We start from the raw sequence: 25,686 nt of genomic DNA on the forward strand, positions 1-25,686 counted from the left end.
GCACGAATGGCGTAACGATGGCCACGCTGTCTCCACCCAGGACTCAGTGAAATTGAAATCGCTGTTAAGATGCAGTGTATCCGCGGCTAGACGGAAAGACCCCGTGAACCTTTACTACAGCTTCACAGTGGATCTTGATGTTGCTTGTGTAGGATAGGTGGGAGGCTTTGAAGTGTGGACGCCAGTCTGCATGGAGCCAACCTTGAAATACCACCCTGGCAATATTGAGGTTCTAACCCAGGTCCTTTAGCAGGATCGGGGACATTGTGTGGTGGGTAGTTTGACTGGGGCGGTCTCCTCCCAAAGAGTAACGGAGGAGCACGAAGGTTGGCTAAGCACGGTCGGACATCGTGCGGTTAGTGTAATGGTACAAGCCAGCTTGACTGCGAGAGGTACATCTCGAGCAGGTACGAAAGTAGGTCATAGTGATCCGGTGGTTCTGAATGGAAGGGCCATCGCTCAACGGATAAAAGGTACTCCGGGGATAACAGGCTGATACCGCCCAAGAGTTCACATCGACGGCGGTGTTTGGCACCTCGATGTCGGCTCATCACATCCTGGGGCTGAAGCCGGTCCCAAGGGTATGGCTGTTCGCCATTTAAAGTGGTACGCGAGCTGGGTTTAGAACGTCGTGAGACAGTTCGGTCCCTATCTGCCGTGGACGTTGGAAGTTTGAGGAGAGCTGCTCCTAGTACGAGAGGACCGGAGTGGACGAACCACTGGTGTTCGGGTTGTGTCGCCAGACGCATTGCCCGGTAGCTAAGTTCGGACGGGATAACCGCTGAAAGCATCTAAGCGGGAAGCCCCCTTCAAGATGAGACTTCCCTGGCCGTAAGGCCCATAAGAGACGTTAAAGACTATGACGTTGATAGGCGGGGTGTGTAAGCGTTGTGAGGCGTTGAGCTAACCCGTACTAATGACTCGAGAGGCTTGACCATATAACGCCAAAGCGATTTGCGCAGCGAAGCTGCCAGCAAAAGCTGGAAGCTGGAAGCTTGAAGCCGTACACAGTGAACGAGAGTGTTGAGCAAGAATAGACGACACAGCTTAAACGAGATTTGGATTCCAGAGCCTTCCGCTTTCGAGAAACAGCTTCAAGCCTCCAGCTTAAAGCTTCCAGCTCGAGAGCCAACGGCTCGACCAGTTTTGCCTGGTGACCATAGAGCGTTGGAACCACCCGATCCCATCCCGAACTCGGAAGTGAAACGACACATCGCCGATGGTAGTGTGGGGTTTCCCCATGTGAGAGTAGGTCATCGCCAGGCATTGAATAAAGCAAAACCCCGGTTGAGAGATTGACCGGGGTTTTTGCTGTGTGTCGAGCATGTTGCACAGCTTGGGGGTGAAAGTCCCCTGCTCAGCCAGATGAGGGCGAAGGGTTAGCGAAACACAAGGTTTGTATCGCGAGGTGCAGGCTGAAGGCAGTGTGGAGCAAAACTGCGAGCTGACGAACAGAAATCGGATATGAGGCTGTCTGCGTCGGGACGAGTTAGCAATTGATAACGAAGTCCCATACTCATCCGGACATTCAGGCAGTAGATCCGGCAGTTGTTCAGTGAAGGCGGTGTGACTTACCTCGGGAGGTCTGTGTAGTGTCTGACATTTCAGACTGAGGTCATCTAAGGTGTCCTGATCGCTACACAGAAGTCAGCAGACGGCATAGTAGCTGGCGTATGTCAGTAAAGGCCCGAACGGTAAAGAGTGGTGAGTAGTTTTTGTCATTCGATACACCGGACGCAGACAAGTCCAGCAAACACTGGAACTCATACCAAGTGGTCACGGCGGAAACGGAGGCTGCGAGGCTATGAGAGCTGAGGTCGTGTCGGTATCACAGGATTACGAAAGCCCGGCGGGTGGTACGAGCCTGACGGAACGTATCACCAACCCCAATAATTTAACAAGAGCCTTACAGCGAGTTAAACGCAATAAGGCCGGATCTTAATCAACCGAAGCTGTGTGCTGCGCTTGACTTTGCCAGTGAGTGTGACGTTGGTTGCCACACAACTGTAAAGGTTGAATATTTGCAATCGCCAAACGCAAAGGAGTTTCAAAAGATTCCTGATAATGACTCAATATATCTTCAGCAGTATGGAAAAAAATATTCCCGTCCCCCAGTTTACCTATGCAAACATTATCTCCAATGTGAATAAATGTATGAACGGGATCGTTGTTTTTTAAAATTGCAATAGGAGTGAATTGATTGTTTGTATCTAAAGTTTTTAAGTTTGTATACTCGTTGCGGAATTTATCTAGAAATGAAGTTGAATTAAACTCCATAAAGTTCACAAACTGATAGCAAGTTGCTGGGATTTTTTTACCTTTATAAATCTCAGCAACTGTCTTATTTCCTAAGAAAGGGACTAATCTATCTGGAGGGCAATCATCGAAATAAATCTGCAATCCTGAGTTTACACATTTTAAGAATTGCTTTTGCCATAGATGTGAAGGTGCATAGTCGTGATTGCCATTTTGTGTTTTGATATTAAAAGTGAAAGAGCTTTTTGGCCTGTCGTCACTAATGTCAATCATTTTTTTTGCCAGCTCATCATCTCTTTTATTGCCATCGATATAATTAAACACAGTGCCGTCTATTTCAAAAGGGATATGCTTTAATACCACTCTATTCTTCAAGCCTCTCTCATGAAACCCAGCGAAAGCAGTCTCTCTTTTTTTGGATCTATCAATTTTTATAGATACTGATGGCTCTAAACACTCCACAGACCTGTTATAACACGTTGCTCCAGATGTTTGTGAATTGTACGGGTTTTGTGTTGAAGCCATATCTGTTGTTGGGAGCAATCTTTTATTTGAAATATTGCTGACCGGTGTCGTCATGATGCAACTCCTTTTCTTTTATTGATTGATGTTGTTCGGAGTCACAACCCTATATAAAGTTCATAACAAAATGGTCAGCCAATATAACAATGAGTGGCAGTATTACCCTTTAGTCTGGCAGTCTGCCGATGCACCAGATGCTACTAGGTGTGCCAAGTGGTATCACGACCATGGTAATAATACTTGAGTAATTGTATTCCAACGAGACTATGCTCTGGTGTCAATGGGAGAAAAGTCCGAAGCGTTATGCGGAGCTGAGAAGGCGGGGAGTCAGTGATGAACTGACGAGACAGACGGTAGGATCTAGCAAAGGGCAGTTGCGAGTATGCCGGAGTCCTGCGCTGCACTTAGCATTGCCGAATAGTTGGTTCGATGAATTAGGTTTGATTAGATTATTGGCTGCTTAACTGACCGAAACGCCCAGTACGGACCCGTAAACTGGGTGTTGTGGGAGGAGCGTAGCTGTAAGGCTTCGCCCTATCCCGGTTATCCAATGCTTTGTTCCTGAGAGAAATTGAGTCCTGGATAATAAACCCGGCATCTCAGCGGGTCATCACCCCAAAAACGCCTGATAAGCCTTGTTATCCGTTTCTTCACAGTAGTAATAGTCCAGCTCAGCCAGAAATTTTGCGATGTGTGGTCTCTCCATTTCTGGTACTTCCAGACCGACAGCAACACGGCCATAGGCAGCGCCGTGATTCCGGTAGTGGAACATACTGATGTTCCATTGGTCACCCAATTTGTTCAGGAAGTTGAGCAAGGCACCCGGACGTTCCGGGAATTCAAAACAATAAACCACCTCATCCTTCACAGCTTTACTATGGCCGCCTACCATGTGACGAACATGCAACTTAGCCATCTCGTTGTCGGTCAGGTTCTCTACCGGATAACCTTTCTCTTGCAACTCTTGGGTCAGATTATCAATGGGCATTTGATCAGGATGAACCTGGACACCTACAAAGATTCGGGCATTTTTGGGGTCGTGGAAGCGATAGTTGAATTCGGTGATATTCCTTTTACCAAGGGTTTCACAGAATTTTTTGAAACTGCCGGGTTGTTCAGGGATGGTGACAGCGATGATCGCTTCTCGCTTCTCACCTAATTCCGCACGTTCGGAAACATAACGCAGACGATCAAAGTTGATATTGGCGCCACTGGCTATAGCCATCAGTTTCTGATTGCAGGCACCTGTCTCGCTGACATATTTTTTCAGGCCAGCCACACTTGCCGCACCGGCAGGCTCACAAACCGAACGGGTATCATCAAAGATATCCTTGATGGATGCGCATATTTCATCAGAGCTGACCGTGATCACTTCATCAATGTATTTCCGGCAGAGCTTGAAGGTTTCTTCGCCGATCTGAGCCACAGCAATGCCGTCAGCAAAAAGACCCACATGGGGCAAGGTCACTCGCTCATCAGCTTCCAGAGCTGCTTTCAGACAGGCAGATTCTTCATACTCAACGCCGATGACTTTGACATCAGGGCGCAGATACTTGATATAGGTCGCTATGCCTGCGGCCAAACCACCTCCACCGACAGGTACAAAAACCGCATCGAGCTGACCGGAATGCTGACGCAGAATTTCCATGCCGATCGTGCCCTGACCGGCGATAGTGTAGGGATCATCATAAGGATGAATAAAGGTATAGCCCTGTTCTTCAACGAGTTTCATGGAGTAAGCCAGTGCCTGATCAAAGGTATCACCATGAAGGATGACCTTTGCCCCTCTGGCCTCGCAGGCTTTGTACTTTATTTCAGGGGTGGTGCCGGGCATCACGATAATGGCTTCGATTCCCATGGTCTTGGCTGCCATGGCCACGCCCTGGGCATGATTGCCGGCAGAAGCACAGGTCACTCCGTGGGCTTTTTCTTCAGCGGTTAACTGGGCCATCTTGTTATAAGCGCCCCGGATTTTAAATGAGAATACGGGTTGCAGGTCTTCTCGCTTCAGAAAAACCTGATTATTCAAACGCTTGCTGAGAAAAGGAGCCTCATGAATAGGAGTCTCAATCGCCACATCATAAACTTTGGCTTCGAGAATCATTCTTATGTACTGATGAGGCATGGGACTTCACTTTTGTAATAACTTATCTTGGTTGGACTGATTCTAAACAGGCATGTGTACAAGAAACAATCTTTTATCGTTTTCAAGTAACAAAAGGTTATACGAAATTTGAAGTATTTAGTTCAGCGGGGGATCGTTTCCGGGGGTATAATCCTTGGCTTCATTGTACATGACCGCAAGGTAGAGACATGACCCAGGACGAGCTGAAGAAGGCGACTGCCGAGGCTGCATTGCAGCGGATCCTCCCTCATCTGGAAGAAGATATGATTATCGGTATTGGCACTGGTTCCACGGCCAATTTCTTTATTGATGCTCTGGCAGAACACAGAAACAGTTTTGATGGTTGCGTAGCCAGTTCAGAGGCTTCTGCTGATCGTCTGAAACAGCACGGGATTCCGGTTTATGACCTGAACAGTATCAGTGAACTGCGCTTTTATATTGACGGGGCTGACGAGTCTAACAATCGCCTGCACCTGATCAAAGGCGGTGGAGCAGCCCTGACAAGGGAAAAGATTGTGGCTGCAGTGGCGAAAGAGTTTATCTGTATTGCAGACGAGAGCAAGCTGGTAGACGTGCTGGGTGAATTCCCGCTTCCTGTCGAGGTTATTCCCATGGCTCGCAGTCATGTTGCCCGTGAATTGGTTAAATTGGGTGGTGACCCCGCTTACCGTGAAGGGGTTATGACTGATAATGGTAATATCATTCTGGATGTATGGAATCTGGAGATCACTGACGCCATGGGTCTTGAAGAAAAGATCAACCAGATTGTGGGAGTCGTAACCAATGGATTGTTTGCGGCGCGATCTGCTGATGTGTTGCTTCTGGGCACTGCGGAAGGGGTTAAAACCATCAGGGCTTAAATAACCTGGGCCGGGTGTAAACCCGGCCATTTCCCCTGACCTCTATTATGAAATATTATTTGTCACCAATGTGGGACAACAAAGATTTCCTGAATCCATGGTTGTCAGAAAATGGTGTTCAAAAAGAAGTGAAGCGAAGCCAGAACGCTCCCTAAAGAAAGTGACAATATAATCAGTTCGCCGGTTTTCAGTTCATTATCCTGAGTATTATGTTGATTCGTATCCATACTGCTTCTCCTTACATCCTTGTTTAGAGTATTCCCTTAATGCTTTCACTCTAGGTCTGTGATAGCTCTGCCGCCTTAAGACGTTCGTATAGATTTAGACAAAAGTCGAAGAAAAAAGTTTGGAAAAAAAGCTGTTATGACTGAAAAAAATCCTTAATATAACTTTTCGAGAGAAAGAAGGATTTAGATAATGAGAAAATGGAATTAATTCCATTCCAAGAGAACTACAGCATGATAAGAAAAATGAACAAAACTCTGGCCGCTCTGGCGGTATCTGCAGCCGTAACAGGGGCTTCCGGTCTGGCTCAGGCCGCCGACACGATAAAAATTGCTCTGGCTGGCCCGGTAACAGGTCCTGTAGCCCAGTATGGTGATATGCAATTCACCGGTGCGAAGATGGCCGTAGAGCAAATTAACCAACAGGGGGGCGTCAATGGTAAGCAGCTGGAAGCGGTAGTCTATGACGATGCCTGTGATCCCAAACAGGCCGTAGCGGTTGCCAACAAAATCGTAAATGACGATATCCGTTTTGTCGTAGGGCATCTGTGTTCTGCTTCTACCCAGCCTACCACCGACATCTATGAAGATGAAGGTATCCTGATGATCACCCCCGCCTCCACCAGTCCGGAGATCACCAGTCGTGGATATGAGCTGATATTCCGCACAATTGGACTCGATAGCCTGCAAGGACCCACTGCGGGTAACTACATCGTAGAGAGCATAAAGCCCGAGCGTATGGCAGTTATCCATGACAAGCAACAGTATGGTGAAGGCATTGCTACAGCCGTTAAGAATACGGTTGAAAAAGCCGGTATTGATGTGGCTGTTTTTGAAGGTGTTACTTCAGGTGACAAAGACTTTTCAGCGCTCATTGCCAAGTTGAAGAAGGAAGATGTCGATTTTGTTTACTACGGTGGCTATCACCCTGAGCTGGGCCTGATTCTGCGTCAGAGCGCAGAAAAGGGTTTGAAGGCTAAATTCATGGGGCCTGAAGGTGTGGGCAACAAGGATATTTCAGCCATTGCCGGTCAGGCTTCAGAAGGTTTGCTCGTAACACTGCCGAAGAGTTTTGATCAGGACCCTGCCAACGCCAAACTGGTAGCCGCCTTCGAGGCAAAAGGTGAAGATTCATCCGGTCCTTTCGTATTCCCTTCCTATTCTGCTGTTCAGGTTATGGCTGAAGGCATGGAACTGACCAAGAGTGAAAGCCCTGAAGAAGTAGCCGACGTTCTGCGTTCAAACACCTTCAGTACGCCAACAGGCAACCTGGCCTTCGATGGCAAGGGAGACCTGAAAGACTTCAGTTTTGTCGTTTACGAATGGCACGCTGACGGTACCAAGTCTGAGGCTTCAAAATAAGAGTCCGATCGGGAAATACCGTCGACTGTAACTGTGATGGTATTTTCATTACAGGGAATAGCTTGCATAGGCCGACGCTGAAATGTTCAGTTGTCGGTCTGCTTCTGTCTCATCTTTTAGTTCCCAATCCCTGTTCAATGTCTTCCACGCTGGGTAGTTGCGATTGCAAGTTTTCCGGCAGTGATTGAGTGAGCTGGTATTCCGAGACGCCAATAGGCTTTTGCATATCACTGAGAGAGTACTCTGCCACGAGTTTGTCCTTGTTCTTGCACAGCAGAATGCCAATGGTGGGCGTATCGCCCTCTTTACGCAGTTGTTCGTCCACGGCCCTGATATAAAAATTCAGTTTGCCTGCATGTTCCGGTTCAAAATCTACCGTCTTCAGCTCAACCACCACATAACAATGTAACCGGACATGGTAAAACAGCAGGTCAATATAAAAATCCCGTTGTCCCACCTGTATATGAAATTGTTTGCCCAAATAAGCAAATCCAGCCCCTAATTCCAGCAAAAACTGGGTGATATGCTCGGTCAAACCTTTCTCAAGCTCACGTTCGTTGTAGTTTTGGGTCAGGGCGAGAAAATCAAATACATAAGGGTCTTTCAGAGTTTCTTGCGCCATGTCAGATTGTACGGCTGGCAGGGTGGCACTAAAGTTACTGACGGCTTGTCCATCTCGCTGCCAGAGGCCGCTTTCTATCTGGTGAGTGAGTACGCTTCGGCTCCAACCGTGCTCAATGGTACTTCTCACGTAATACAGGGCTTCTGGAACACTTTTACACTTGCTGATAATTTGCAAATTATGTCCCCAGGGTACCTGTGTTAATTGGGCAACAAGCTGTTGCCCAATTGCCTGCTCCCCGGAGTAATAAAGAAACCATTGGCGAATATATTTAAGATTTCGCTCCGAAAACCCCTTAATTTCAGGGAAATCCGACATTAAGTCCTTACTGAGTTGTTTCAGGAAGCCTTCACCCCAGTTAGCCTGAGCCTGTCGACGAACAATGTCTTCCCCCAGTTCCCAGTAAAAAGCCAGTAAGGTCGAATTCACCTGAACAGCGGCTTTAAGCTGAGTTGACAGTACCTTCTGCTTCAAGGTTTTCAGCCAGTTTTTGTACTCGCCGTTCAGGCTTAGGTTGACGGTGTTTTTTTGTTTGCTCATGCACGAACCTCTTTTGGCATCGCTGAAACCTAGGAGGCTGACCGAGAATAGACTGCCCTACTGCGGCGGCAGCAAATTGGTCTGAAAATCCGCTTTTGTTCGTCAAATAGCTCGCTATTCTCCTCACAAAACCGAATTTTCATCCTCAATTTTCTGCCGTCCTCGCTACGGGCGCTATTCTCGGTCAGCCTCCTAGTCGAGATATTGCCCGAATTCAATGTCAGCATTCTGCTGCCTATTTTTGTTCCTTCCCTAACAAGAGCCGTTGTCGTATGAAAGAGTCAGCCTGGCATTAGGGGTTTTCACAAGAATAAAAACGAGGTCGTAGAATGGGGGATGCAGGTACAACTCGTTCTCACGCTCTGAGGGTGTCGCAAAACTCCAACAGCTCGTTCCCATGCTCTTAGGTCGTCATTCCCGCGAAGGCGGGAATCCAGCGCCAACGGTGGATCTCTGCCTTCTCGAGGATGACAAGGCCAGGAGGGCACCGGGCAGTATGGTTCTGGTGGTGAGTCAGTTTGGATTCCCGCCTTCGCGGGAATGACGGGAATGAAGCTGGGAATGACGGGAATGAAGCTGGGAATGATGGGAATGAAGCTGGGAATGATGGGAGTCAAATCGTTCCCACAGAGTTTTGCGACACCCACGCTCTGCGTGGGAATGCATACCTCCCCTGAAAAGGGGACTCTGCAGCGCGAGATGGGTATGGGTTCCCACGCTGGAGCATGGGAACCAGAGTTTTGCGACAGCCTCTTCACTGCGGGGAGGATGTCAATTTCAGAAATCGAGAAAATCAGAAAGTGGGTTGGTGCGGCTAACAGTCCAGAAGAATCTATCAAAACACAGATCGCGCTAGCTGGTGGATTTATTCCTGGTGCTGAAGTCCTTTGAGTCAGAACAAATATAGAAATCTTACCCTGCACTTCAGCAATGAAGCCCAGTGCAGGGCACTCACTCACGCCTTCAACATATCAAACACAACCCGAGCAAAGCCCCGAGCCAATTCCGGGTTGGAAAGATACTGCAACATCATCTCCTGTTGAGCCTCGTTGCTGTCCATCACGGCATCATCAATGGCTTGTGGGAAGTCACCAAGCAGTGCTTGTTCAGCCGTATTGTTCTCAATCTGCTTCATCACCGTTTCGTTTTCGGCCAGTTTGTCCCGCACGGTAAAGGCGTAGTTGATCAAGTCAGCATCGGTGAGGTTGTCGGTAATAAACAGCTCATTCAGCCGAGCGACAATCTGGGATAAGAACTCTTCTTTCTTGTCCTTGGGTTTGGCGGAACCGATATCGCTGGAGGGTTCCAGTTCATAGCCCTCGGCGTCTTCCTTCAGTTCAATGTCTTGCTGGCGAATCCTGGACAACCGGTAATGGCTCATCACCACGTTATCCAGGTCAATATCATCTTCTTCAATGACCTTTTCACGGAGCAGTGGGCGCAGGTAGCGAGCGTAAAGGCTGAGCTTTTCCAGATCTTTGTTGTCGTAGTCCACAATCTGGGACATAAACTCGTAGAAACGGGTAAAGGTGCCTAAGTCCTTTTTGAAGATTTCCAGCCGGTCTTTTTCCAGCTTGCACTCTTTGAAACTGTTTTCAGCATTAGCGATCAGCACGGCATCTTTAGTCTTCTTGGTTCGTTCGAACATCTCCTTGGCACGCACATAAGCATCAATGGCAAAACTGTATCGCTTCTGCCAGCGATCCACAGCGGGCTTGCAGATGTTGCTCACCGCTGCATTGCTTTTGCTCTTGGAAAGAAAAGCCTCGCAGAACTGTTCTACTTCGTTCCAGGTAAAGATACCGCTGGCACGGAGTTTTTCGTAAAGGTCGAATACCTTATCCGGGTCTGTCACATCCGCCAGTTCAGCGATTTGGTAATACGGCTGGAATGCGGCCAGAATCTCTTCCGGCTCATTGACAAAATCCAATACAAAAGTGCCGCACTCAGCTTTGCCGGGATAGGTACGGTTCAGACGGGACAAGGTTTGCACACATTCCACACCACCTAAGGGCTTGTCTACATACATGGCGCAGAGTTTCGGCTGATCAAAGCCAGTCTGGAATTTGTTGGCAACCAGTATGATCTGGTAGTCGTCGCTATCGAATGCTTTGCGCATGTCCCGGCCTTTTAGAGCTGGGTTCATATTGGTTTCGGTGAACTTTTGGTCCAGCAGGGCAGAGCTGTCCGGATCGTCCTTATGGAATTCCACTTCGCCGGAGAAGGCAATCATGACCTCGATAGAACTTTTGTGCTCTGAAAGATATTTATCAAACGCCAGCTTGTAACGCACGGCTTCCTTGCGGGAACTGGTAACTACCATGGCCTTTGCCTGACCAGCGAGCAAGCCCATAACATGCTCTTTGTAGTGCTCGGTGATGACTTTCACCTTCTGGGAAATATTGTATTCATGGAGACGCACCCAGCGGTTCAGTTTTACCTTGGCTTTTTTGCTGTCTACCTCTTTGTCCTCGGCCTCTATTTTTTGGGCCAGCTGATAGGCCACCTTGTAGTTGGTGTAGTTTTTCAGCACGTCGAGAATAAAGCCTTCCTCAATGGCCTGGCGCATGGAATACACATGGAAGGCTTCAGGCAGGTTCTTCTCGGAAGCAGGCTCATCAGGTTTGGGCAGGCGACCAAACAGCTCCAGTGTCTTCGCCTTGGGTGTTGCCGTGAACGCGAAGTAATTCAGGTTGCTGCTGCCCCGGCGTGAGGCAATGGTCGCGTCCAGCATGTCTTCTGAAGACAGTTCTTTGTCCTCATCCCCATCTTCTGCACCATCCACCATCAACACTTCCTTCAGCTTGCGGGCGGTGGAGCCGGTTTGTGACGAATGAGCTTCGTCGGCAATGACAGCGTAACGGCGTTCCTTCAGTCTGGTACTGTTCTCAATGGCCGCCAGTACATAAGGGAAGGTTTGAATGGTGACAATAATAATCGGTTGAGCACTCTCCAGGGCCGCTGCCAGTTTCTCCGACTTGGAGCCATCGCCTTCTTTTTTGTTGATGCGCCCCACCACACCGTCGGCGTGTTCAAACTGGTAAATAGTGTCTTGTAGCTGATCGTCCAGCACGGTTCGGTCGGTAATCACAATCACCGAATGGAACTGCTTGTTGCCTTCGCCATCGTACAGGGTAGAAAGCTGATGGGCGGTCCAGGCAATAGAGTTGGATTTTCCGGAACCGGCACTGTGCTGCACCAGATACTTGTTGCCCGTGCCTTCCGCCTTTGCTGCCGCAATCAGCTTGGTCACCACATCCCACTGGTGATAACGGGGAAAGATCAGGGTCTCTTTTTTCGACTTGCGGCCTTCCCAGTCTTCCTTCTCTTCGATCTGCAAATGCACAAACCGACCGATAATGTTCAGCAGGTTATCGGGCAGCAGTACCTCGTTCCACAGGTATTCGGTGGCGTACTCATCTTTGTTTTCGGGAATATCGTTGCCTGCACCGCCTTCAGCCGTGCCTTTGTTAAACGGCAGAAAGAAGGTATCGCTGCCCGCCAGCTTGGTCGCCATATACACTTCGTACTGACTCACGGCAAAATGCACCAGCGCACCCCGTTTAAAGGTCAGCAGCGGTTCTGGCTTGCCGGTTTCCGGGTCTTTGGGCAGACGGGTCTTTTGATATTGTCGTTTGGCGTTTTCAATGGCCTGTTTGAACTCCGATTTCAGCTCCAGCGTTGCCACGGGCAGACCGTTGATAAACAACACCAGGTCAATGCGCCATGCCTTGGCTTTTTTACCGGTTTCTGCCAGATGAGCGTCGACGCCTTCCCCCTCGGGGGAAGGTTGGGATGGGGGGACAAGATTGACATAAGGACTGTAAACCAGCTCCGGCACCACACGACAACGGTTTTCTTTATAGCGAGCCAGCGTATCCGGATTCAGGGTATGTTCCGGCATAAACTGGCAGAGGGAGAACCGGGCATTGCGAATCTTCAAGCCATGACGCAACACGCCCAGGGTGCCAAAGCTGCGAAGCTCCTTATCAATGGCATTGGCATCGGCTTTCTTTAACTGGTTGACCAGATGGCTGATAAAATGCTGTTCCGAATCCACAGGAAAGCTTTTGCAGAACTTTTGCCATTCCTTCGGCTGGGTGTTCTTCACAAAATCCAGTACATCGCTGGTATACAGCGCCGTTTCCCGGTCGTACTGGTCACCACTGCCCAGCAGCCAGCCTTTGGCTTGCAGGCGGGCGATCATATCATTCTGGAAGGTGGATTCGCTGGTACTGTCCATATTTCAAGGTCTCAAAATGGTACCTGAAGGTCTCTATCTGGGACTTTTCAGGGATTATGCAGACAGTGTTTGCACAATGTATCAATCTGGCTGAATTGTCTCCACACTGCGGAGACAATTCGAGGATTCCACTATTCAGTTTTATCGAATTTTGCGTAAAACCCCTCGCTTCAGCGGGGGGATGTAAGCAACGAATCCGCCAAGATTCGCTATGCACAATGTTCGAAGTCGATCAGGGTTGTGCTTCTGGCGCTTAACCTTTTACAGCCCTTCTTAATTGTTGTGCTGGTTATTGTAGTTTTACCTTCTATATCCATCAATACAGCATATCCTGTAGACATTCTACCCTTGATAAATCCTTTACCCTTTTGGGTATTTACATAGTCGAACTTTTTAATGCCAAACAACTTGCCAACAGGAATTTTCTTTTCTGATCTCTGCCCTTTGTGTAACTGATAGTCACCTTTAGAGACATGAACCTTCTTATACACAATTGGACTCGGTTCAACCAACTCCCCATGTTCACTGCAAATAGCTACAGCATCATTGAAATGGGTTTTGGGTAATTTTAAAATCGTTTCACGCTTGAATTTTGTCTCATACCCAAAGGTTTCTTTGAATGACCAGTTTTTCTTTAACACTTCCTTGATGGTGCTGACTTGGGTGGCGTGTTTAGTCTTGCTTTTCTGGCTCTTAATCTCAAATTTCCCATCGTGTAAATCCTTGTGGCACCTTTCACATAGGGTTATTAGGTTACCAGGCTCATCTGTTCCACCATTTGATCGAAATACAATATGATGAACGTGTAATTTTTCACTATGCTTAACCTTCTGTTTTGAATGACATTTGTATCCATCACGATCAAGGACATAGGCTTTGACGTTGTAATAATCCTTCTGTTTTCCTTCCTGATAGCCCCTTCCCGACACTTCAGGGTTGGTTATCTTGTGAATGTCAAAACTGGCCGTTTCTACATTCCATCGGGTAACAGGTAAAATCATTTCAACCTGTTTCTTTTCCCTGAAATGGGACTGAACCTTAGACCTTACAGAAGGTGGAAGCCTTCCAAACATGGTTGAGTTTTTCCTGTTCAAAAATCTGGGCTTTCTATATCGGGTTTTTCTGTTACGTCTATTGCTCCGATACATTCTCCTTTGATCCATTTTTTTCTTAATATCGGTTCTAAGCTTGACTTGAGACTGATATACAACCTTGCCGTTAGATATAGCAGCACAGCCGATAACCTTAGAGCCGGTATCCATACCAGCCACTACAGTTTGCTTATAGCCTGTAGAGCCAAACTGTAGCTGTATAGTGAATGGTGTCCTTGAAACAACCCTAGCCTTACCCTCTTTCAAGAGCTTTCTGGCCCGTTGGGGCTTGCATGGCATTAATGGTTCACCATTCTTGTTGAGTACGTAAACTAGCATTCAGTCTACCTCCTTCGAGTTGTGCTTACGCTGGTTTGTAGGATCAAACCAGTTTCAGACTTCCTTTCGACCAGTTATAACGGCTTCGCAATGTGGTTGACTGTCTATAACCCAATAAGACTGTTTACAGAGCCACGATAGAGCAAGGAACTAAGGCGACATTCCAAGGTATCTACATCCGAAATAACGTCTACTATTTTTTGCCTCTCCTAAATAGTGGTCTAGTCAACAAGGGCTTTTACAAGCCCGTTCCTTTAGGGACGGGTAGTTGACCCAGTTCAAGTAATTCAATTTGCTTTTGCTTCTTACCTGCACAAAGAATGATGCCGATAGGGGGGTCTTCTCCATGCTGACGGTCATATCTATTCAGCCAGCGTAGATATAACTCCATCTGTCCTTTGTACTCAGCTTTAAACTTGCCTGTTTTCAGTTCAATAGCAACCAGTCGCTTCAGTTTTCGGTTATAGAACAAGAGATCAATATAAAAATCATCTTCATCAATTTGAACTCGGTGCTGGCGTGCGACAAAAGTGAAGCCCATACCCATTTCTAACAGGAAATGCTCCATTTCCCGCAAAATAGCATCCTCAAGATCTTTTTCCACGTAGGTATCATTAAGCTCAAGAAAATCCAGAATGTAAGGGTCTTTCAGAACGATATCCTGATCGGCTTTCCTTTGATCCCTCAGCATTTTCAGATCGTGAACGATGGTTTCTTCCGGCTTTCGGGATAAGGCAGTACGCTCAAACAGCATGGAATCCATACGCTCGCTGAAGGTGCGGACAGACCATCGCTCCTGAATCGCCATGGTCATATAGAACTCACGTTTTAGTGGGTCATCAATGTAAATCAACAGTTTCAGGTGTGACCAGCTCAATTGTCTCCACACTGTAGAGACAATTTCATCAGCCTCACAGATTTCGGCAAACTTAATACAATGTCTCAATTGCTGAGGGCTCCAGCCCTTACCAAACTGCCCGGAGAGCTGGCGGGACAAGCCGGAAATAACCTGTTTGCCGTAGTCTGCCCGCTTACCCTTCAGGATTTCCTGCTGAATACGCTGACCGACCTTCCAATAGAGTGCGGTTATCTCGGCATTGAGTGCCACCGCTGCCCGTTGTTTGGCTCTTTGTATCAGGTCTTTGATTTCGCCGAACAGGTTATCCGGCTCTTTTGATGAAGCGGGTGTTTTGCTCATGCGGTGGCCTCTGCGGGTTGTTCTTGTTGTTGTGCTTCTGGTTGCCAGTCACGTACGTCCTAAGAGATTTCAGGGAGTGATTTAACCAGATTTAACAGCTCATGGGTTAGCAGAATCAGTTCTTTCAACAGTTGCGGGTTAATATCCAGATGCCCTTCGTATTCCGCCAGGTTACGATGGTTGTGGCATTGATCAAGAACCCGCCATTTTGCACGACTCAAGTCTAATGTATGCTGCAAACACTGGAACACCAGATAACGGCTTTCAGAGCGGTAGCCGTGCCAGCGTAATGCAGCAAGTGACAAAGCATGGGCCGCACTATAGGCCAGAGAAAACTGGCTGTCGACGGATAAACCACTGATGGCAGCATCTTTGAGTTTGGTTTCAGCCGCCCGAACCATCCCTGCAAATTCCTGTGCATCAGGGGGTTCTTGTTTGAGCTTGTTGATTTTGACCAGATTATCCAGCTCTTTCACGATGGCTTGTCTCCGGTTAAGGGTTGATCGGTCAGCCAGAGTTTGGGCTGTTCCATAAGTCGTGTGACAAAACTTTGCTGACTGTCTACTCTTTGCTGGAATTCTTCAGGCGTCAGCAGTGTAGGATTAATGATTCGCCCCAGCTGATTTTCTGCTGGTTCCAGATGCCCCATAATCTCGCCATAACTTAAATCATGCCCCACTAGCAAAACGTCTATATCACTGCCCGCGTGTTCCTGTCCTTTTGCTACCGAGCCATAAATAAATGCCATGTCACATTGACTTAAAACGGGCGACAGTGCCCCTTTAATCACGCTCTGTACGCCAAAGGTTTTGCGGGTAATGGCTTTCAGCTCTTCAAACACGGGGTTATCGGGGTTGGCTTGATAATGCTGCTGGTTACCCTGCTGGTGAGTGGTGAGCAATCCGGCTGCGGTCATTTTCTTGAGTTCCCGAACCACAGCGCCCTTGCCGACCCCGGCCAGCCTTGCCACCTCGTTCAGATAAAAAGAGCAGTCCGGCTTGCCGTAGAGCACAGCCAGCAGACGTTGCTGAGTTTTGGTGAACAGTACGGAGGCAATGGATGACACAGTGACGAAGTTCCTATAGAGGTATCAATATGGGAACTATAGGTCTCATATTGGGACTTTTCAAGGTCCCAAAAAAAGACCTTTTAGTCTCAATTTAGGACTGATGTGAATTGTCTCCGCAGTGTGGAGACAATTGCAGGCTCAGATATTATTATGACGGAGCGACCCAGTCACGTACGTCGATTTTGCCGGTGACGGCGGCGGAGATTAGGGCGGTGCGGCGTTCTTGCATTAACTCAATTGCTATCTTTGCATCATTAACTGTTTCGTCTATATGACTAAGTTGATCGAATAAATATTCAATGATTGCTGTTTGTTCAGTGAGAGGCGGAACAAATATTTTTATATTCCTTACTCTACCAACACTGATTTGCTTTAATGCTGCTCCTCTAGTCAAGGCTCCAAGCTGGGAGTCAAATACACTTGAACGAATTTGTTGATACAAAAAACGGTAGTTCAAATTTTTACTGCAATTGATTACACAAACAGAGTCCAGCAGGGCAAAGCGAAGGTTGTGCGGCAGGATTCGAACATCGCCAATAGTTCCTTTCCGTGAAAAAGCCATAGAGCCTTCTTGGAACTTACAACGTTGCTCTTGCTCAAAAACCGTTTCTTCCGCAACCCGTCTTGGCGTGTCAGTCTCAACGTCATCAATGCCGGTAAACTCAACCGTTGATATGAATGGTAAGCCATCCTCTGTGTATGTAGGGTTACGGTGGCTTGGGTTAGGATCAATGACATCTGCAACCGACATCAAAGGGGCTACTTTCCAATGCTCCGGCACTTCCCCAAGCCACTCCACACCGGAATCCTTCATCGGTACATCCGGGTTCAGCCCCTTGGTGACGGCATGACTGATCACCGCCTGTCGTTTTTCTTTCAACAGCCGGATCAGGGATTGCTGCTCTTCGGTCAGGGTGTCGATTCTAACGATTTCACGATCGAGGAAGTCGGCGATTTGTACCTGTTCCTCAAATGTGGGGCAAGCAGTACGGAATTCGCTGAAAGCTTCGGTGGGCAACCTCCAGCGACCAATGTGAGCTGCGCCTTGCCCTAATGGGAAGAAAATTTTTGCTGCGTAGCAGAGTTGTAATAGATAAAGAAAATATCTCTTATCAGATGCTTCGTCTTCGATTGTGAATACACGGTAATCAGGACTTGTGACCCCAGAATACTTTGACACATCAACATACCCTGTCAGTAAGTCCATGTGGTTCATTGCAAAGTCACCAGGATTTACTAACTGATATTTCGAGTAGTCCATTGAAAGCTGGCCGTCGCCACTCTCAGTGTCTTTTACTTTTATACCCTTCTGGGTGATAGACAGTATGTCGTGACCAAGCTCGCCAGCGATTCGCTTTCTTATTCGGAAGATATTCTTAAACCGTTTTATCTTCCAATGAGAAGGCGTTTCTCTGGCCCATGAGATACCGGAGAATTGGTACTCAGAATATTTCCGATACTTTCCTGTTACTGCATTCATCAGGAATGCACCTCCGCTAGCAACTTCATAATACGCCCGCTGACCGCATCCAACTTCAAACTGCCCACTGTCAACTGCCTACTCACAACTCACCCCCCAGTCCCTGCTCAATTTCTTCAATACTGGGCAGTTGCGATTGCAGATTTTCTGGCAGTGATTGGGACAGTTGGTATTCCGAAACACCAATAGGCTTTTGAATATCGCTGAGGGCGTATTCCGCCACGAGTTTGTCCTTGTTCTTACACAGCAGAATGCCGATAGTCGGCGCATCGCCCTCCCTGCGTACCAGTTCATCTACTGCTTTGATATAAAAATTCAGTTTGCCTGCGTGTTCCGGCCTGAAGTCACCCGCTTTCAGTTCAATGACTACGTAGCAATGCAGGTGTGCATGATAAAATAAGAGGTCAATATAAAAATCCTGCTGTCCTACCTGTATATGAAACTGCTTGCCCATGTAGGCAAAACCTGATCCCAATTCCAGTAGAAACTGAGTGATATGCTTAATCAATCCCTGCTCCAGCTCTCGCTCTGTGTAATTATCAGTGAAGGCAAGAAAGTCAAACATATAGGGGTCTTTCAGGGTTTGCTGTGCAAGGTCGGACTGGACGGCAGGCAGTGTTGCATTGAAGTTGTTGGGCGCTTGTCCCTTCCGCAGCCAAAGTCCACTTTCAATCTGGTGAGTGAGGACGTTTCGGCTCCAGCCATGTTCTATGGTTTTGCCCACGTAATACAGAGCTTCAGCCGTTGTTTGGCACTTGCTGATTATCTTCAGGTTATGTCCCCAGGGAATCGACGTTAATTGGCCAACAAGCTGTTGGCTTTTTTCAACCTCATCTCGGTAGAACAGGTGCCACTGACGGATGTATTTGATGTTGCTGAGGGAAAAGCCTTTAATATCAGGGAATTCGCTGCTTAAATCCTTATTCAGCTGCTTTAAAAAACCATCACCCCAATTTGCTTCAACCTGCCGCCGAACAATGTCTTCCCCCAGTTCCCAGTAAAAATTCAGCAGAGTGGAGTTCACCTGAACGGCTGCCTTGAGTTGGGTTGCCAGCACCTTCTGTTTAAGGTTTTTCAGCCAGCTTTTGTATTCCTTATTCAGGCTCAGGTTAATGTTGTTTTTTGGCTTGCTCATGAGTGAACCTCTTGTAACAGACTCATGATTCTAGCACTCACCGCATCCAGATCAGCATCAATGGCTTCCAGCGCACGGGGCGGCTGATACACATAGAAGTGTCGGTTAAAAGGAATCTCGTAACCCACAATTCCAATCTCACCATCCTGGGCATCGCATTTATCAGCATTGACCCAGGCATCGGGTACATGGGGAGCCACTTCCCGGTTGAAGTAGGTTTCGATCAGGATATGAGTGGGCATTGATGGGTCAAGAGGAATGTTCTCGTTATCCCGCAGGTCACCCGGTCTGGAATTCGACGACTTTGCCTTGGTATTCAAATGCGCCGTAGAGCGATTGGACTTCTTCATTCAGCACCTTTTTGATAACAGGTTCGGCTTCGGGGTTCTTGCAGGTGACGGCATCGAGGAACTGCTTTTTCTCTCTGGTATCCAACTTCAAATTAGCGGCTTTAAGGGCGGCTTTCAGGTCTTTATCGAACTGGTTAAAGTCGTTGGACAGTATCGTTCCGACTGTATTTTGCAGAGTTTGGGCTTTCTCCATCAGCCCCCGCTGGAAAAGCCAGAGTTTGTCGTTCAGCACCTCTTTGATCTGCTTCTCTTTCAGTTCTTTGAAGTCTTTTTTGATCTTGGTGCGGATGGTTTCTTCGTTGTCTGCCAAGGTTGTATGACATTCTGTGCCGAATTCCTCAACCATCCAGCGCATAACGGCATTATACGGCCTGGGTGCATAGCGTAGACCCGTTACCGCGTCATCAGTAATCTGGGCGGACAGGCGAAGTGGGCGTTCCACGGTAATACGACGGTAGCCGAATTCATGACTGTCGAAAATTTTGGCGGCAAAATTTTCTTCGGATGCTTCTGCAAAGGCTCCAAAGTTTTGGGTAATGATGCGACGGTCTGTCTCGCTCATTATGTTCCGCTTGGAGCCCAGGGACTTACGCATCTTGCCGCACAGGTTTACGCTGTTAATCAGCTGCACTTTACCTTTGCGTTCATTGGACTTTTTATTGGTCAGCACCCACACATAGGTAGCGATACCGGTGTTGTAGAACATGTCTGTGGGCAGGGCGACAATGGCTTCGAGCAGGTCGGCTTCGAGAATATAACGGCGAATCTCGCTTTCACCACTGCCTGCACTGCCGGTAAACAGCGGCGAACCGTTGAGGATAATGCCGATGCGGCTGGGGTTCTGGTTCTCTGGTGTGATGTCCCTGAACTTGCTGATCAGGTGCATCAGGAACAGCAGCGAACCATCGGACACTCTTGGCAGGCCGGGGCCAAAGCGACCGTCGTAGCCTTTGTGTTCATGCTCATCTTTAATGGTGCCTTCGATCTTTTTCCAGTCCACCCCGAATGGCGGATTAGACAGCATGTAGTCAAACTGGTCGCCACTGAGGTGATCGTTCGACAGAGTGTTGCCCAGTTTGATGCGACTGACATCCTGACCCTTGATCAGCATATCGGCTTTACAGATGGCGTAGGACTCCGGGTTCAGCTCTTGGCCAAAGGCCGTCATACGAGCTTTTGTATTATGCTTGTATACGTACTCCATTCCCGCAGAGAGAAAGCCGCCTGTACCTGCCGTTGGATCATAAATACTGCGAACGATCCCTTCTTTGGTTAAAGCATCATCATCTTCCATAAACACCAGTGAAGTGGTGAGCTCGACAATATCCCTTGGGGTAAAGTGTTCACCGGCGGTTTCGTTGGAAGATTCGGCAAAGCGACGGATCAGTTCTTCAAACACCAAGCCCATATCGTGGTTGCTGATCGCCTTGGGGCTGAGGTCGATGGTGGCAAACTTCCGCAGTACCTTGAACAGCAGGTTGGCTTCGTTCAGGCTGCCTACAAACTCATCAAACTTGAAATGCTCAAAGATTTCACGGGCATCTTTGGAGAAGGAGAGGACATAGTTTTCAAGGTTGTCCTTGATATCGCCCTGACCCATCTTCGACAGGTTCATGGGTGAAGTATTGAAAAACGACAATCCAGAAGCACGCAGCAGCATCTTCTCCATGCCTTCTTCAGGCAGGTTCATGGCCTTTACTTTTTCGTGCTGGGCAACCACTGCTTCCTTGGTGGGCTCCAGAACGCATTCCAGGCGGCGCAGCAGGGTAAACGGTAAGATGATGCGCCCGTACTGGGATTGCTTGAAATCGCCTCGCAGGAGGTCGGCTACGGACCAGATGAAGGCGGCAAGGTTGTTAGAGGTTTGGGTGTTGGGCATATCTTGACCAGATTGAGCTTTTGGCTGGCAGGTGAGTCAGCAAAAGTGACCAATTGATTGACTTTGATGCTGCTAGAGTACATCAAAAGTTCAGTATTAACGAATAGCGAAATATGTTTACCCAAGCTCTGGCGTTCAGGGTTGCACATTCGAAAACTATAAAAATAGAAGTCTCTGAATCGTAAGGGCATATTGTTATTGTCGTCTAATAGGTAATGGCAATACCAGAAGCTTTTGCAGGTATTCAGCGAGGGTTGGGTTACTGCCTTTTGGCTTGGGCGGGCGGCCCTCTGTGTCAGGATAGTGGGTGTAACTTCTACAGGCACTACTTTTGCTCTTTCCCTACCAAGAGCCGTTGTCGTATGAGAGAATCAGCCTGGCATTAGGGGTTTTCACAAGAATAAAAACGAGGTCGTGGAATGGGGGATTCAGGTTTTTACCTTATTCAGCAACTGCTTAACGGGCTGACGATAGGCAGTACGTACGCACTGATCGCTATCGGTTATACCATGGTTTACGGCATCATTGGCATGATCAATTTTGCTCATGGTGAGATCTACATGATTGGCAGTTACATCGCTTTTGCGGTACTGGCCGCGTTAGCGATGATGGGAATCGACAGTGTTTCACTGATGCTGGTTTCCGCCTTTGTCATCAGCATCATTATCACCAGTACCTATGGCTTTGCTGTTGAAAGGGTTGCCTATCGGCCTTTGAGGAACAGCAACCGGCTGATTGCCCTGATTTCTGCCATTGGTATGTCCATTTTCCTTCAGAACTATGTCCGCCTGGCCCAGGGATCACGGGATATAGCCATGCCCAGCATGATCAGTGGTGGCTGGACCTTTGGTCCTGAAGACGGTTTTAATGCCACGGTGTCGTACATGCAGTTAATTATCTTTGTGGTGACGTTTATTGCCATGACGGCCCTGACTCTGTTTATCTCCAGATCAAAAATGGGACGAGCCTGCAGAGCTTGCGCTGAAGATCTTGGCATGACCGGGCTGCTTGGCATCAACACGCATCAGATTATTTCGATCACTTTTGTGATCGGGGCCGCTCTTGCTGCGGTAGCCGGTGTATTGCTTGGCATGTATTACGGAGTAATCAATCCCCACATTGGCTTTATGGCAGGTCTTAAAGCGTTCACTGCTGCAGTACTGGGAGGAATCGGAAGTATACCCGGAGCTGTGCTGGGTGGTTTGATTCTGGGGGTCACGGAAGCCTTCACCGCAGGTTACTTCAGTGCGGAATATAAGGATGTTGTCGCCTTCAGTCTCCTCGTTCTGATTCTTCTGTTCAGGCCGACGGGTCTTCTGGGCAAGCCGGAGGTTGAAAAAGTATGAAATCATTACGCTTCACTCCGGCAATACTCTCGGCAGTTGTTTTGCTGATACTAACCAGCCTGATGATGGGGGTTCGTCTTGAGCCCTCGGGCGTTGGACTTGAGGTGACATTGGCCGATCCTTCTTCCCTCTACTGGATAGCAGCAGGTGTGGCTGCTGTCTTCTTCTTCCAGCTGTTCAGAGCCCTCATCGATCAGAGGCTTTCCAGAATAAAACAACAGTTACCATCTATTAATGCAGAAAAGCTGACCAAAGCAACCAGGAACAAAGAGACCAGGACCCTTTTAATCTGCTTTGCAGTTGCAGGATTTATGATCTGGCCATTCTTTGTTTCCAGGGGGGCTGTGGATCTGGCCACTCTGGCCCTGATTTACGTGATGTTGGGGCTGGGTCTGAACATTGTGGTGGGCCTGGCCGGTCTTCTTGATTTGGGCTATGTCGGCTTTTATGCCGTGGGTGCCTACAGTTATGCCTTATTGAATCAATATCTGGGTCTCGACTTCTGGAGCAGTCTGGTGCTGGGCGGTATCCTGGCGGCTTTCTTTGGTTTTATTCTTGGTTTTCCGGTGCTCAGGCTTCGGGGTGATTATCTGGCCATCGTAACTCTGGGTTTTGGTGAAATCATTCGAATCTTGCTCAACAACTGGACGACATTTACCGGTGGTCCCAATGGTATTAGCCAGATTCCTAAACCGACTCTGTTTGGCCTTGAATTTGGACGCAGGGCGCAGGAAGAAGGGAATGTTCCTTTCCACGAATATTTTGGTATTGATTACAGCAGTGAGTACAAGGTGATTTTTCTGTACATACTGGCAGTGTTGCTGGTGATTGCCACGCTGTTTGTGATCAATCGACTGCTTCGAATGCCTATTGGCAGAGCCTGGGAAGCGTTGCGTGAAGATGATATTGCCTGTCGTTCACTGGGTTTGAATCCTACGGCCATCAAATTGTCTGCATTTACTATAGGGGCCGCATTTGCTGGCTTCGCCGGGACCTTCTTTGCTGCCCGTCAGGGTTTTATTAGTCCGGAGTCGTTTACTTTTATCGAGTCTGCCATCATTCTTGCCATTGTTGTGCTTGGCGGAATGGGATCTCAGGTCGGTGTCATTCTTGCTGCTGTGATCATGACCGTTCTGCCTGAGTTTGCCCGTGAATTCCAGGAATACCGAATGCTGATGTTCGGGTTGATGATGGTTTGCATGATGGTATGGCGTCCTGAAGGTCTGATGCCCATGAAGCGGCCTCATATCAAGATTAAATCGGATAAGTCTGAGTCGGTTAGCCCGATCAAGACAGCATCATTGGCTGAAAGCGTGTAAACGGGGGAATCAGAATGAGTGAATGTTTACTGGACGTTTCTGATTTGAGTATGCGCTTTGGCGGACTGCTGGCTGTAGATCAGATGGCGCTGAAAATCTGTCCAGGTGAAATTGTTTCCATGATCGGGCCCAATGGTGCCGGAAAAACGACCGTTTTTAACTGTCTTACGGGCTTTTATAAGGCGACTGGTGGCTCTGTTCAATACAAAGGTCAGGCTATCGAAAAGATGCCGGGTTATAAAATAGCCCGGCTCGGTGTTGTGAGAACCTTTCAGAATGTGCGTCTGTTTAAGGGCATGAGCGTGCTGGAAAATCTTTTGGTTGCCCAGCACCGACATCTGAATACAGGGTTGTTGGCGGGGTTGTTTAAGACCCCGGGTTATCGGCGTAGTGAAGAACAAGCAATGGAAAGAGCAGAGTTCTGGCTGGATAAAGTCGGTCTGACCGGGTTTGCCAATCGTGAAGCGGGTAATCTGGCTTATGGACAGCAACGCAGACTGGAAATTGCCCGTTGTATGGTCACTCAGCCTGAGTTATTGATGCTGGATGAACCAGCCGCTGGTCTCAACCCCAATGAGACAGCAGAGCTGGACGAGCTTATTTCTGATCTGCGACGGGATCATGGTGTCACTGTGCTACTGATTGAACATGATATGAAGCTGGTTATGGATATTTCTGACCGGATTTATGTCATTAACCAGGGACGTCCTCTGGCTTCAGGTTCACCACAGGATATTCGCAACAACCCTGAGGTGATCAAGGCTTATCTGGGTGAAGGATAGTCACAAATTTTTGGGGACTTCCAGTAGTAATAGTCCCGGAGTCTTCGGGCTGTCTTGCGGACGTATTTCCGATCTTCGATGACTCCTCAAGACAGTCAGAATAGATAACAATCAGAATAAATAAGGGGCAGTAGCAGTATGTCAGCACCTGAACCACTTCTCAGCATTCGAAATGTGTCAACCTTCTATGGAAAGATCCAGGCTCTGGATGCCGTCAGTGTAGATATCTCGGCAGGTGAGATTGTCACTCTGATAGGCGCCAATGGTGCTGGCAAGTCTTCATTGCTGATGACCATTTGTGGTGAGCCCAGGGCCGAATCTGGCTCCATACTCTACAAAGGGAAAGAGTTAGTGGGTCGTCCTACCTCCGAAATCATGCGCTCAGGCATTGCTGTTGTGCCAGAAGGGCGGAGAATTTTTTCCAGACTGACCGTCGAAGAAAATCTGACTATGGGCGGTTTTTTTGTGGATGGCGAGCCTTTTCGAAAAAACTATGAATTTGTACTGGAGCTTTTCCCTCGTCTGAAGGAGAGGCTGTACCAGAGAGGTGGCACCATGTCCGGAGGAGAGCAGCAGATGCTGGCGATCGCCAGAGCCTTGATGAGCAGCCCGGATCTGCTGTTACTGGATGAGCCCAGCCTGGGGCTGGCTCCGATTGTTATTCAGCAGATTTTTGAAATTATTGAACGCCTCCGGGAAAAAGGCGTTACGGTTTTTCTGGTGGAGCAGAATGCTAATCAGGCTCTGAGACTGGCAGACCGGGGTTATGTTCTGGAAAACGGTCGTATCGTGCTGCAGGGTGACAGTGATGAACTGTTGGCGGACGACGCTGTCCAGAAGGCTTATCTGGGAGCCTGACACTTTTCTGGCGAAAAACAGCCAGTCAGTTTGTCTGGACTATCAAAAGACCGTTCATCTATTCCTGCTTATGGAGACTAACAGGA

General features: G+C 48.2%; 22 protein-coding genes and 2 rRNA genes (1 of these 24 running past the window's edge). 10 read left to right on the forward strand and 14 right to left on the reverse strand.

Going from position 1 to position 25,686, the window contains the following annotated elements; genetic code table 11:
* The 3 genes from ACO6VG_RS11090 to ACO6VG_RS11100 form a co-directional block, all read left to right on the forward strand.
* Window positions 1–938, forward strand: a 23S ribosomal RNA gene (locus ACO6VG_RS11090) (it extends 2,544 nt beyond the left edge of the window).
* Between the two features lie 211 nt (window positions 939–1,149).
* Window positions 1,150–1,265, forward strand: a 5S ribosomal RNA gene (gene rrf / locus ACO6VG_RS11095).
* A 539-nt stretch (window positions 1,266–1,804) separates the two neighbouring features.
* Window positions 1,805–1,942 (forward strand): hypothetical protein, encoded by a 138-nt coding sequence (locus tag ACO6VG_RS11100; protein ID WP_422473854.1) that lies wholly within the window; start codon window positions 1,805–1,807, stop codon window positions 1,940–1,942.
* On the opposite strand, the gene ACO6VG_RS11105 is transcribed toward ACO6VG_RS11100, so the two are convergent.
* Window positions 1,939–2,835, reverse strand: a complete 897-nt coding sequence (locus tag ACO6VG_RS11105; protein WP_422473856.1) for a hypothetical protein — start codon at window positions 2,833–2,835, stop codon at window positions 1,939–1,941. The two genes, ACO6VG_RS11100 and ACO6VG_RS11105, sit on opposite strands and share 4 nt — an antisense overlap.
* Window positions 2,836–3,388: 553 nt before the next feature.
* The gene (ilvA, locus tag ACO6VG_RS11110) at window positions 3,389–4,903 is read right to left on the reverse strand and encodes a threonine ammonia-lyase, biosynthetic (protein ID WP_422473858.1); all 1,515 of its coding nucleotides are present in this window, start codon (window positions 4,901–4,903) and stop codon (window positions 3,389–3,391) included.
* 188 nt (window positions 4,904–5,091) lie between these two features.
* On the opposite strand from ilvA, the gene rpiA reads away from it, so the two are divergent.
* Window positions 5,092–5,763 carry a ribose-5-phosphate isomerase RpiA gene (rpiA, locus tag ACO6VG_RS11115; protein ID WP_422139926.1) on the forward strand — a complete coding sequence of 224 codons (672 nt, stop codon included), beginning with the start codon at window positions 5,092–5,094 and terminating at the stop codon, window positions 5,761–5,763.
* 104 nt (window positions 5,764–5,867) lie between these two features.
* Here rpiA and ACO6VG_RS11120 read toward each other — a convergent pair whose 3' ends face one another.
* A complete protein-coding gene (locus ACO6VG_RS11120) occupies window positions 5,868–5,990 on the reverse strand; it encodes a hypothetical protein (RefSeq protein ID WP_422136975.1) in 123 nt (40 codons plus the stop codon).
* A 231-nt stretch (window positions 5,991–6,221) separates the two neighbouring features.
* Here ACO6VG_RS11120 and ACO6VG_RS11125 point away from each other — a divergent pair, with 231 nt between their 5' ends.
* Window positions 6,222–7,349, forward strand: coding sequence for a branched-chain amino acid ABC transporter substrate-binding protein (locus ACO6VG_RS11125; protein WP_422413766.1), 1,128 nt, complete (start codon window positions 6,222–6,224; stop codon window positions 7,347–7,349).
* Window positions 7,350–7,458: 109 nt separating this feature from the next.
* Here ACO6VG_RS11125 and ACO6VG_RS11130 read toward each other — a convergent pair whose 3' ends face one another.
* Entirely contained in the window at window positions 7,459–8,511 is a 1,053-nt protein-coding gene (locus ACO6VG_RS11130) for a PDDEXK nuclease domain-containing protein (RefSeq protein WP_422473860.1), read from the reverse strand.
* A gap of 302 nt (window positions 8,512–8,813) precedes the next feature.
* Window positions 8,814–9,128 carry a hypothetical protein gene (locus ACO6VG_RS11135; RefSeq protein WP_422136978.1) on the reverse strand — a complete coding sequence of 105 codons (315 nt, stop codon included), beginning with the start codon at window positions 9,126–9,128 and terminating at the stop codon, window positions 8,814–8,816.
* On the opposite strand from ACO6VG_RS11135, the gene ACO6VG_RS11140 reads away from it, so the two are divergent.
* Complete coding sequence (locus tag ACO6VG_RS11140) at window positions 9,103–9,402, forward strand: hypothetical protein (protein WP_422473862.1); 300 nt, start codon at window positions 9,103–9,105, stop codon at window positions 9,400–9,402. The genes ACO6VG_RS11135 and ACO6VG_RS11140 overlap by 26 nt on opposite strands.
* 64 nt (window positions 9,403–9,466) lie before the next feature.
* Here ACO6VG_RS11140 and ACO6VG_RS11145 read toward each other — a convergent pair whose 3' ends face one another.
* The 9 genes from ACO6VG_RS11145 to ACO6VG_RS11185 all read right to left on the reverse strand — a co-directional run bounded on the left by ACO6VG_RS11145 (window position 9,467) and on the right by ACO6VG_RS11185 (window position 21,295).
* Window positions 9,467–12,754 carry a type I restriction endonuclease subunit R gene (locus ACO6VG_RS11145; protein ID WP_422473864.1) on the reverse strand — a complete coding sequence of 1,096 codons (3,288 nt, stop codon included), beginning with the start codon at window positions 12,752–12,754 and terminating at the stop codon, window positions 9,467–9,469.
* Between the two features lie 209 nt (window positions 12,755–12,963).
* Complete coding sequence (iscB, locus tag ACO6VG_RS11150) at window positions 12,964–14,184, reverse strand: RNA-guided endonuclease IscB (RefSeq protein ID WP_422136981.1); 1,221 nt, start codon at window positions 14,182–14,184, stop codon at window positions 12,964–12,966.
* Window positions 14,185–14,422: 238 nt separating this feature from the next.
* Window positions 14,423–15,382 carry a PDDEXK nuclease domain-containing protein gene (locus ACO6VG_RS11155; RefSeq protein WP_422412304.1) on the reverse strand — a complete coding sequence of 320 codons (960 nt, stop codon included), beginning with the start codon at window positions 15,380–15,382 and terminating at the stop codon, window positions 14,423–14,425.
* 59 nt (window positions 15,383–15,441) lie between these two features.
* The gene (locus ACO6VG_RS11160) at window positions 15,442–15,858 is read right to left on the reverse strand and encodes a hypothetical protein (RefSeq protein WP_422412306.1); all 417 of its coding nucleotides are present in this window, start codon (window positions 15,856–15,858) and stop codon (window positions 15,442–15,444) included.
* Window positions 15,855–16,448, reverse strand: coding sequence for a nucleotidyltransferase domain-containing protein (locus ACO6VG_RS11165; protein ID WP_422473866.1), 594 nt, complete (start codon window positions 16,446–16,448; stop codon window positions 15,855–15,857). The genes ACO6VG_RS11160 and ACO6VG_RS11165 overlap by 4 nt, the downstream gene beginning before the upstream one ends.
* Before the next feature lie 151 nt (window positions 16,449–16,599).
* The gene (locus tag ACO6VG_RS11170) at window positions 16,600–17,931 is read right to left on the reverse strand and encodes a restriction endonuclease subunit S (RefSeq protein WP_422473868.1); all 1,332 of its coding nucleotides are present in this window, start codon (window positions 17,929–17,931) and stop codon (window positions 16,600–16,602) included.
* A gap of 82 nt (window positions 17,932–18,013) precedes the next feature.
* The gene (locus tag ACO6VG_RS11175; protein ID WP_422473870.1) at window positions 18,014–19,066 is read right to left on the reverse strand and encodes a PDDEXK nuclease domain-containing protein; all 1,053 of its coding nucleotides are present in this window, start codon (window positions 19,064–19,066) and stop codon (window positions 18,014–18,016) included.
* On the reverse strand, window positions 19,063–19,416 hold the full coding sequence (locus ACO6VG_RS11180; protein ID WP_422473872.1) for a hypothetical protein: 354 nt from the start codon (window positions 19,414–19,416) through the stop codon (window positions 19,063–19,065). Before ACO6VG_RS11180 ends, ACO6VG_RS11175 begins: the two co-directional genes overlap by 4 nt.
* A complete protein-coding gene (locus tag ACO6VG_RS11185; protein WP_422473874.1) occupies window positions 19,346–21,295 on the reverse strand; it encodes a type I restriction-modification system subunit M in 1,950 nt (649 codons plus the stop codon). Before ACO6VG_RS11185 ends, ACO6VG_RS11180 begins: the two co-directional genes overlap by 71 nt.
* Window positions 21,296–21,714: 419 nt before the next feature.
* On the opposite strand from ACO6VG_RS11185, the gene livH reads away from it, so the two are divergent.
* The 4 genes from livH to ACO6VG_RS11205 all read left to right on the forward strand — a co-directional run bounded on the left by livH (window position 21,715) and on the right by ACO6VG_RS11205 (window position 25,600).
* Window positions 21,715–22,641, forward strand: coding sequence for a high-affinity branched-chain amino acid ABC transporter permease LivH (livH, locus tag ACO6VG_RS11190; protein ID WP_422473876.1), 927 nt, complete (start codon window positions 21,715–21,717; stop codon window positions 22,639–22,641).
* A complete protein-coding gene (locus ACO6VG_RS11195) occupies window positions 22,638–23,960 on the forward strand; it encodes a high-affinity branched-chain amino acid ABC transporter permease LivM (RefSeq protein ID WP_422473878.1) in 1,323 nt (440 codons plus the stop codon). The genes livH and ACO6VG_RS11195 overlap by 4 nt, the downstream gene beginning before the upstream one ends.
* Before the next feature lie 14 nt (window positions 23,961–23,974).
* Window positions 23,975–24,742: a high-affinity branched-chain amino acid ABC transporter ATP-binding protein LivG gene (gene livG, locus ACO6VG_RS11200; RefSeq protein WP_422473880.1), complete on the forward strand. Its 768-nt coding sequence runs from the start codon at window positions 23,975–23,977 to the stop codon at window positions 24,740–24,742.
* Window positions 24,743–24,880: 138 nt separating this feature from the next.
* A complete protein-coding gene (locus ACO6VG_RS11205; protein WP_422136990.1) occupies window positions 24,881–25,600 on the forward strand; it encodes an ABC transporter ATP-binding protein in 720 nt (239 codons plus the stop codon).
* Window positions 25,601–25,686: the final 86 nt, after the last annotated feature.

This window comes from Endozoicomonas sp. ALB032 (assembly GCF_049310125.1).
Classification (GTDB): Bacteria; Pseudomonadota; Gammaproteobacteria; order Pseudomonadales; family Endozoicomonadaceae; genus Endozoicomonas_A.

What these genes read in the sequence shown, in the direction of transcription:
- ACO6VG_RS11100 (WP_422473854.1), top strand. Translation starts at nt 1,805, where the DNA reads ATGAGAGCTGAGGTCGTGTCGGTATCACAGGATTACGAAAGCCCGGCG.
- ACO6VG_RS11105 (WP_422473856.1), bottom strand. Translation starts at nt 2,835, where the DNA reads ATGACGACACCGGTCAGCAATATTTCAAATAAAAGATTGCTCCCAACA.
- ilvA (WP_422473858.1), bottom strand. Translation starts at nt 4,903, where the DNA reads ATGCCTCATCAGTACATAAGAATGATTCTCGAAGCCAAAGTTTATGAT.
- rpiA (WP_422139926.1), top strand. Translation starts at nt 5,092, where the DNA reads ATGACCCAGGACGAGCTGAAGAAGGCGACTGCCGAGGCTGCATTGCAG.
- ACO6VG_RS11120 (WP_422136975.1), bottom strand. Translation starts at nt 5,990, where the DNA reads ATGGATACGAATCAACATAATACTCAGGATAATGAACTGAAAACCGGC.
- ACO6VG_RS11125 (WP_422413766.1), top strand. Translation starts at nt 6,222, where the DNA reads ATGATAAGAAAAATGAACAAAACTCTGGCCGCTCTGGCGGTATCTGCA.
- ACO6VG_RS11130 (WP_422473860.1), bottom strand. Translation starts at nt 8,511, where the DNA reads ATGAGCAAACAAAAAAACACCGTCAACCTAAGCCTGAACGGCGAGTAC.
- ACO6VG_RS11140 (WP_422473862.1), top strand. Translation starts at nt 9,103, where the DNA reads ATGAAGCTGGGAATGATGGGAGTCAAATCGTTCCCACAGAGTTTTGCG.
- ACO6VG_RS11145 (WP_422473864.1), bottom strand. Translation starts at nt 12,754, where the DNA reads ATGGACAGTACCAGCGAATCCACCTTCCAGAATGATATGATCGCCCGC.
- iscB (WP_422136981.1), bottom strand. Translation starts at nt 14,184, where the DNA reads ATGCTAGTTTACGTACTCAACAAGAATGGTGAACCATTAATGCCATGC.
- ACO6VG_RS11155 (WP_422412304.1), bottom strand. Translation starts at nt 15,382, where the DNA reads ATGAGCAAAACACCCGCTTCATCAAAAGAGCCGGATAACCTGTTCGGC.
- ACO6VG_RS11170 (WP_422473868.1), bottom strand. Translation starts at nt 17,931, where the DNA reads ATGAATGCAGTAACAGGAAAGTATCGGAAATATTCTGAGTACCAATTC.
- ACO6VG_RS11175 (WP_422473870.1), bottom strand. Translation starts at nt 19,066, where the DNA reads ATGAGCAAGCCAAAAAACAACATTAACCTGAGCCTGAATAAGGAATAC.
- ACO6VG_RS11180 (WP_422473872.1), bottom strand. Translation starts at nt 19,416, where the DNA reads ATGAAGAAGTCCAATCGCTCTACGGCGCATTTGAATACCAAGGCAAAG.
- ACO6VG_RS11185 (WP_422473874.1), bottom strand. Translation starts at nt 21,295, where the DNA reads ATGCCCAACACCCAAACCTCTAACAACCTTGCCGCCTTCATCTGGTCC.
- livH (WP_422473876.1), top strand. Translation starts at nt 21,715, where the DNA reads ATGGGGGATTCAGGTTTTTACCTTATTCAGCAACTGCTTAACGGGCTG.
- ACO6VG_RS11195 (WP_422473878.1), top strand. Translation starts at nt 22,638, where the DNA reads ATGAAATCATTACGCTTCACTCCGGCAATACTCTCGGCAGTTGTTTTG.
- livG (WP_422473880.1), top strand. Translation starts at nt 23,975, where the DNA reads ATGAGTGAATGTTTACTGGACGTTTCTGATTTGAGTATGCGCTTTGGC.
- ACO6VG_RS11205 (WP_422136990.1), top strand. Translation starts at nt 24,881, where the DNA reads ATGTCAGCACCTGAACCACTTCTCAGCATTCGAAATGTGTCAACCTTC.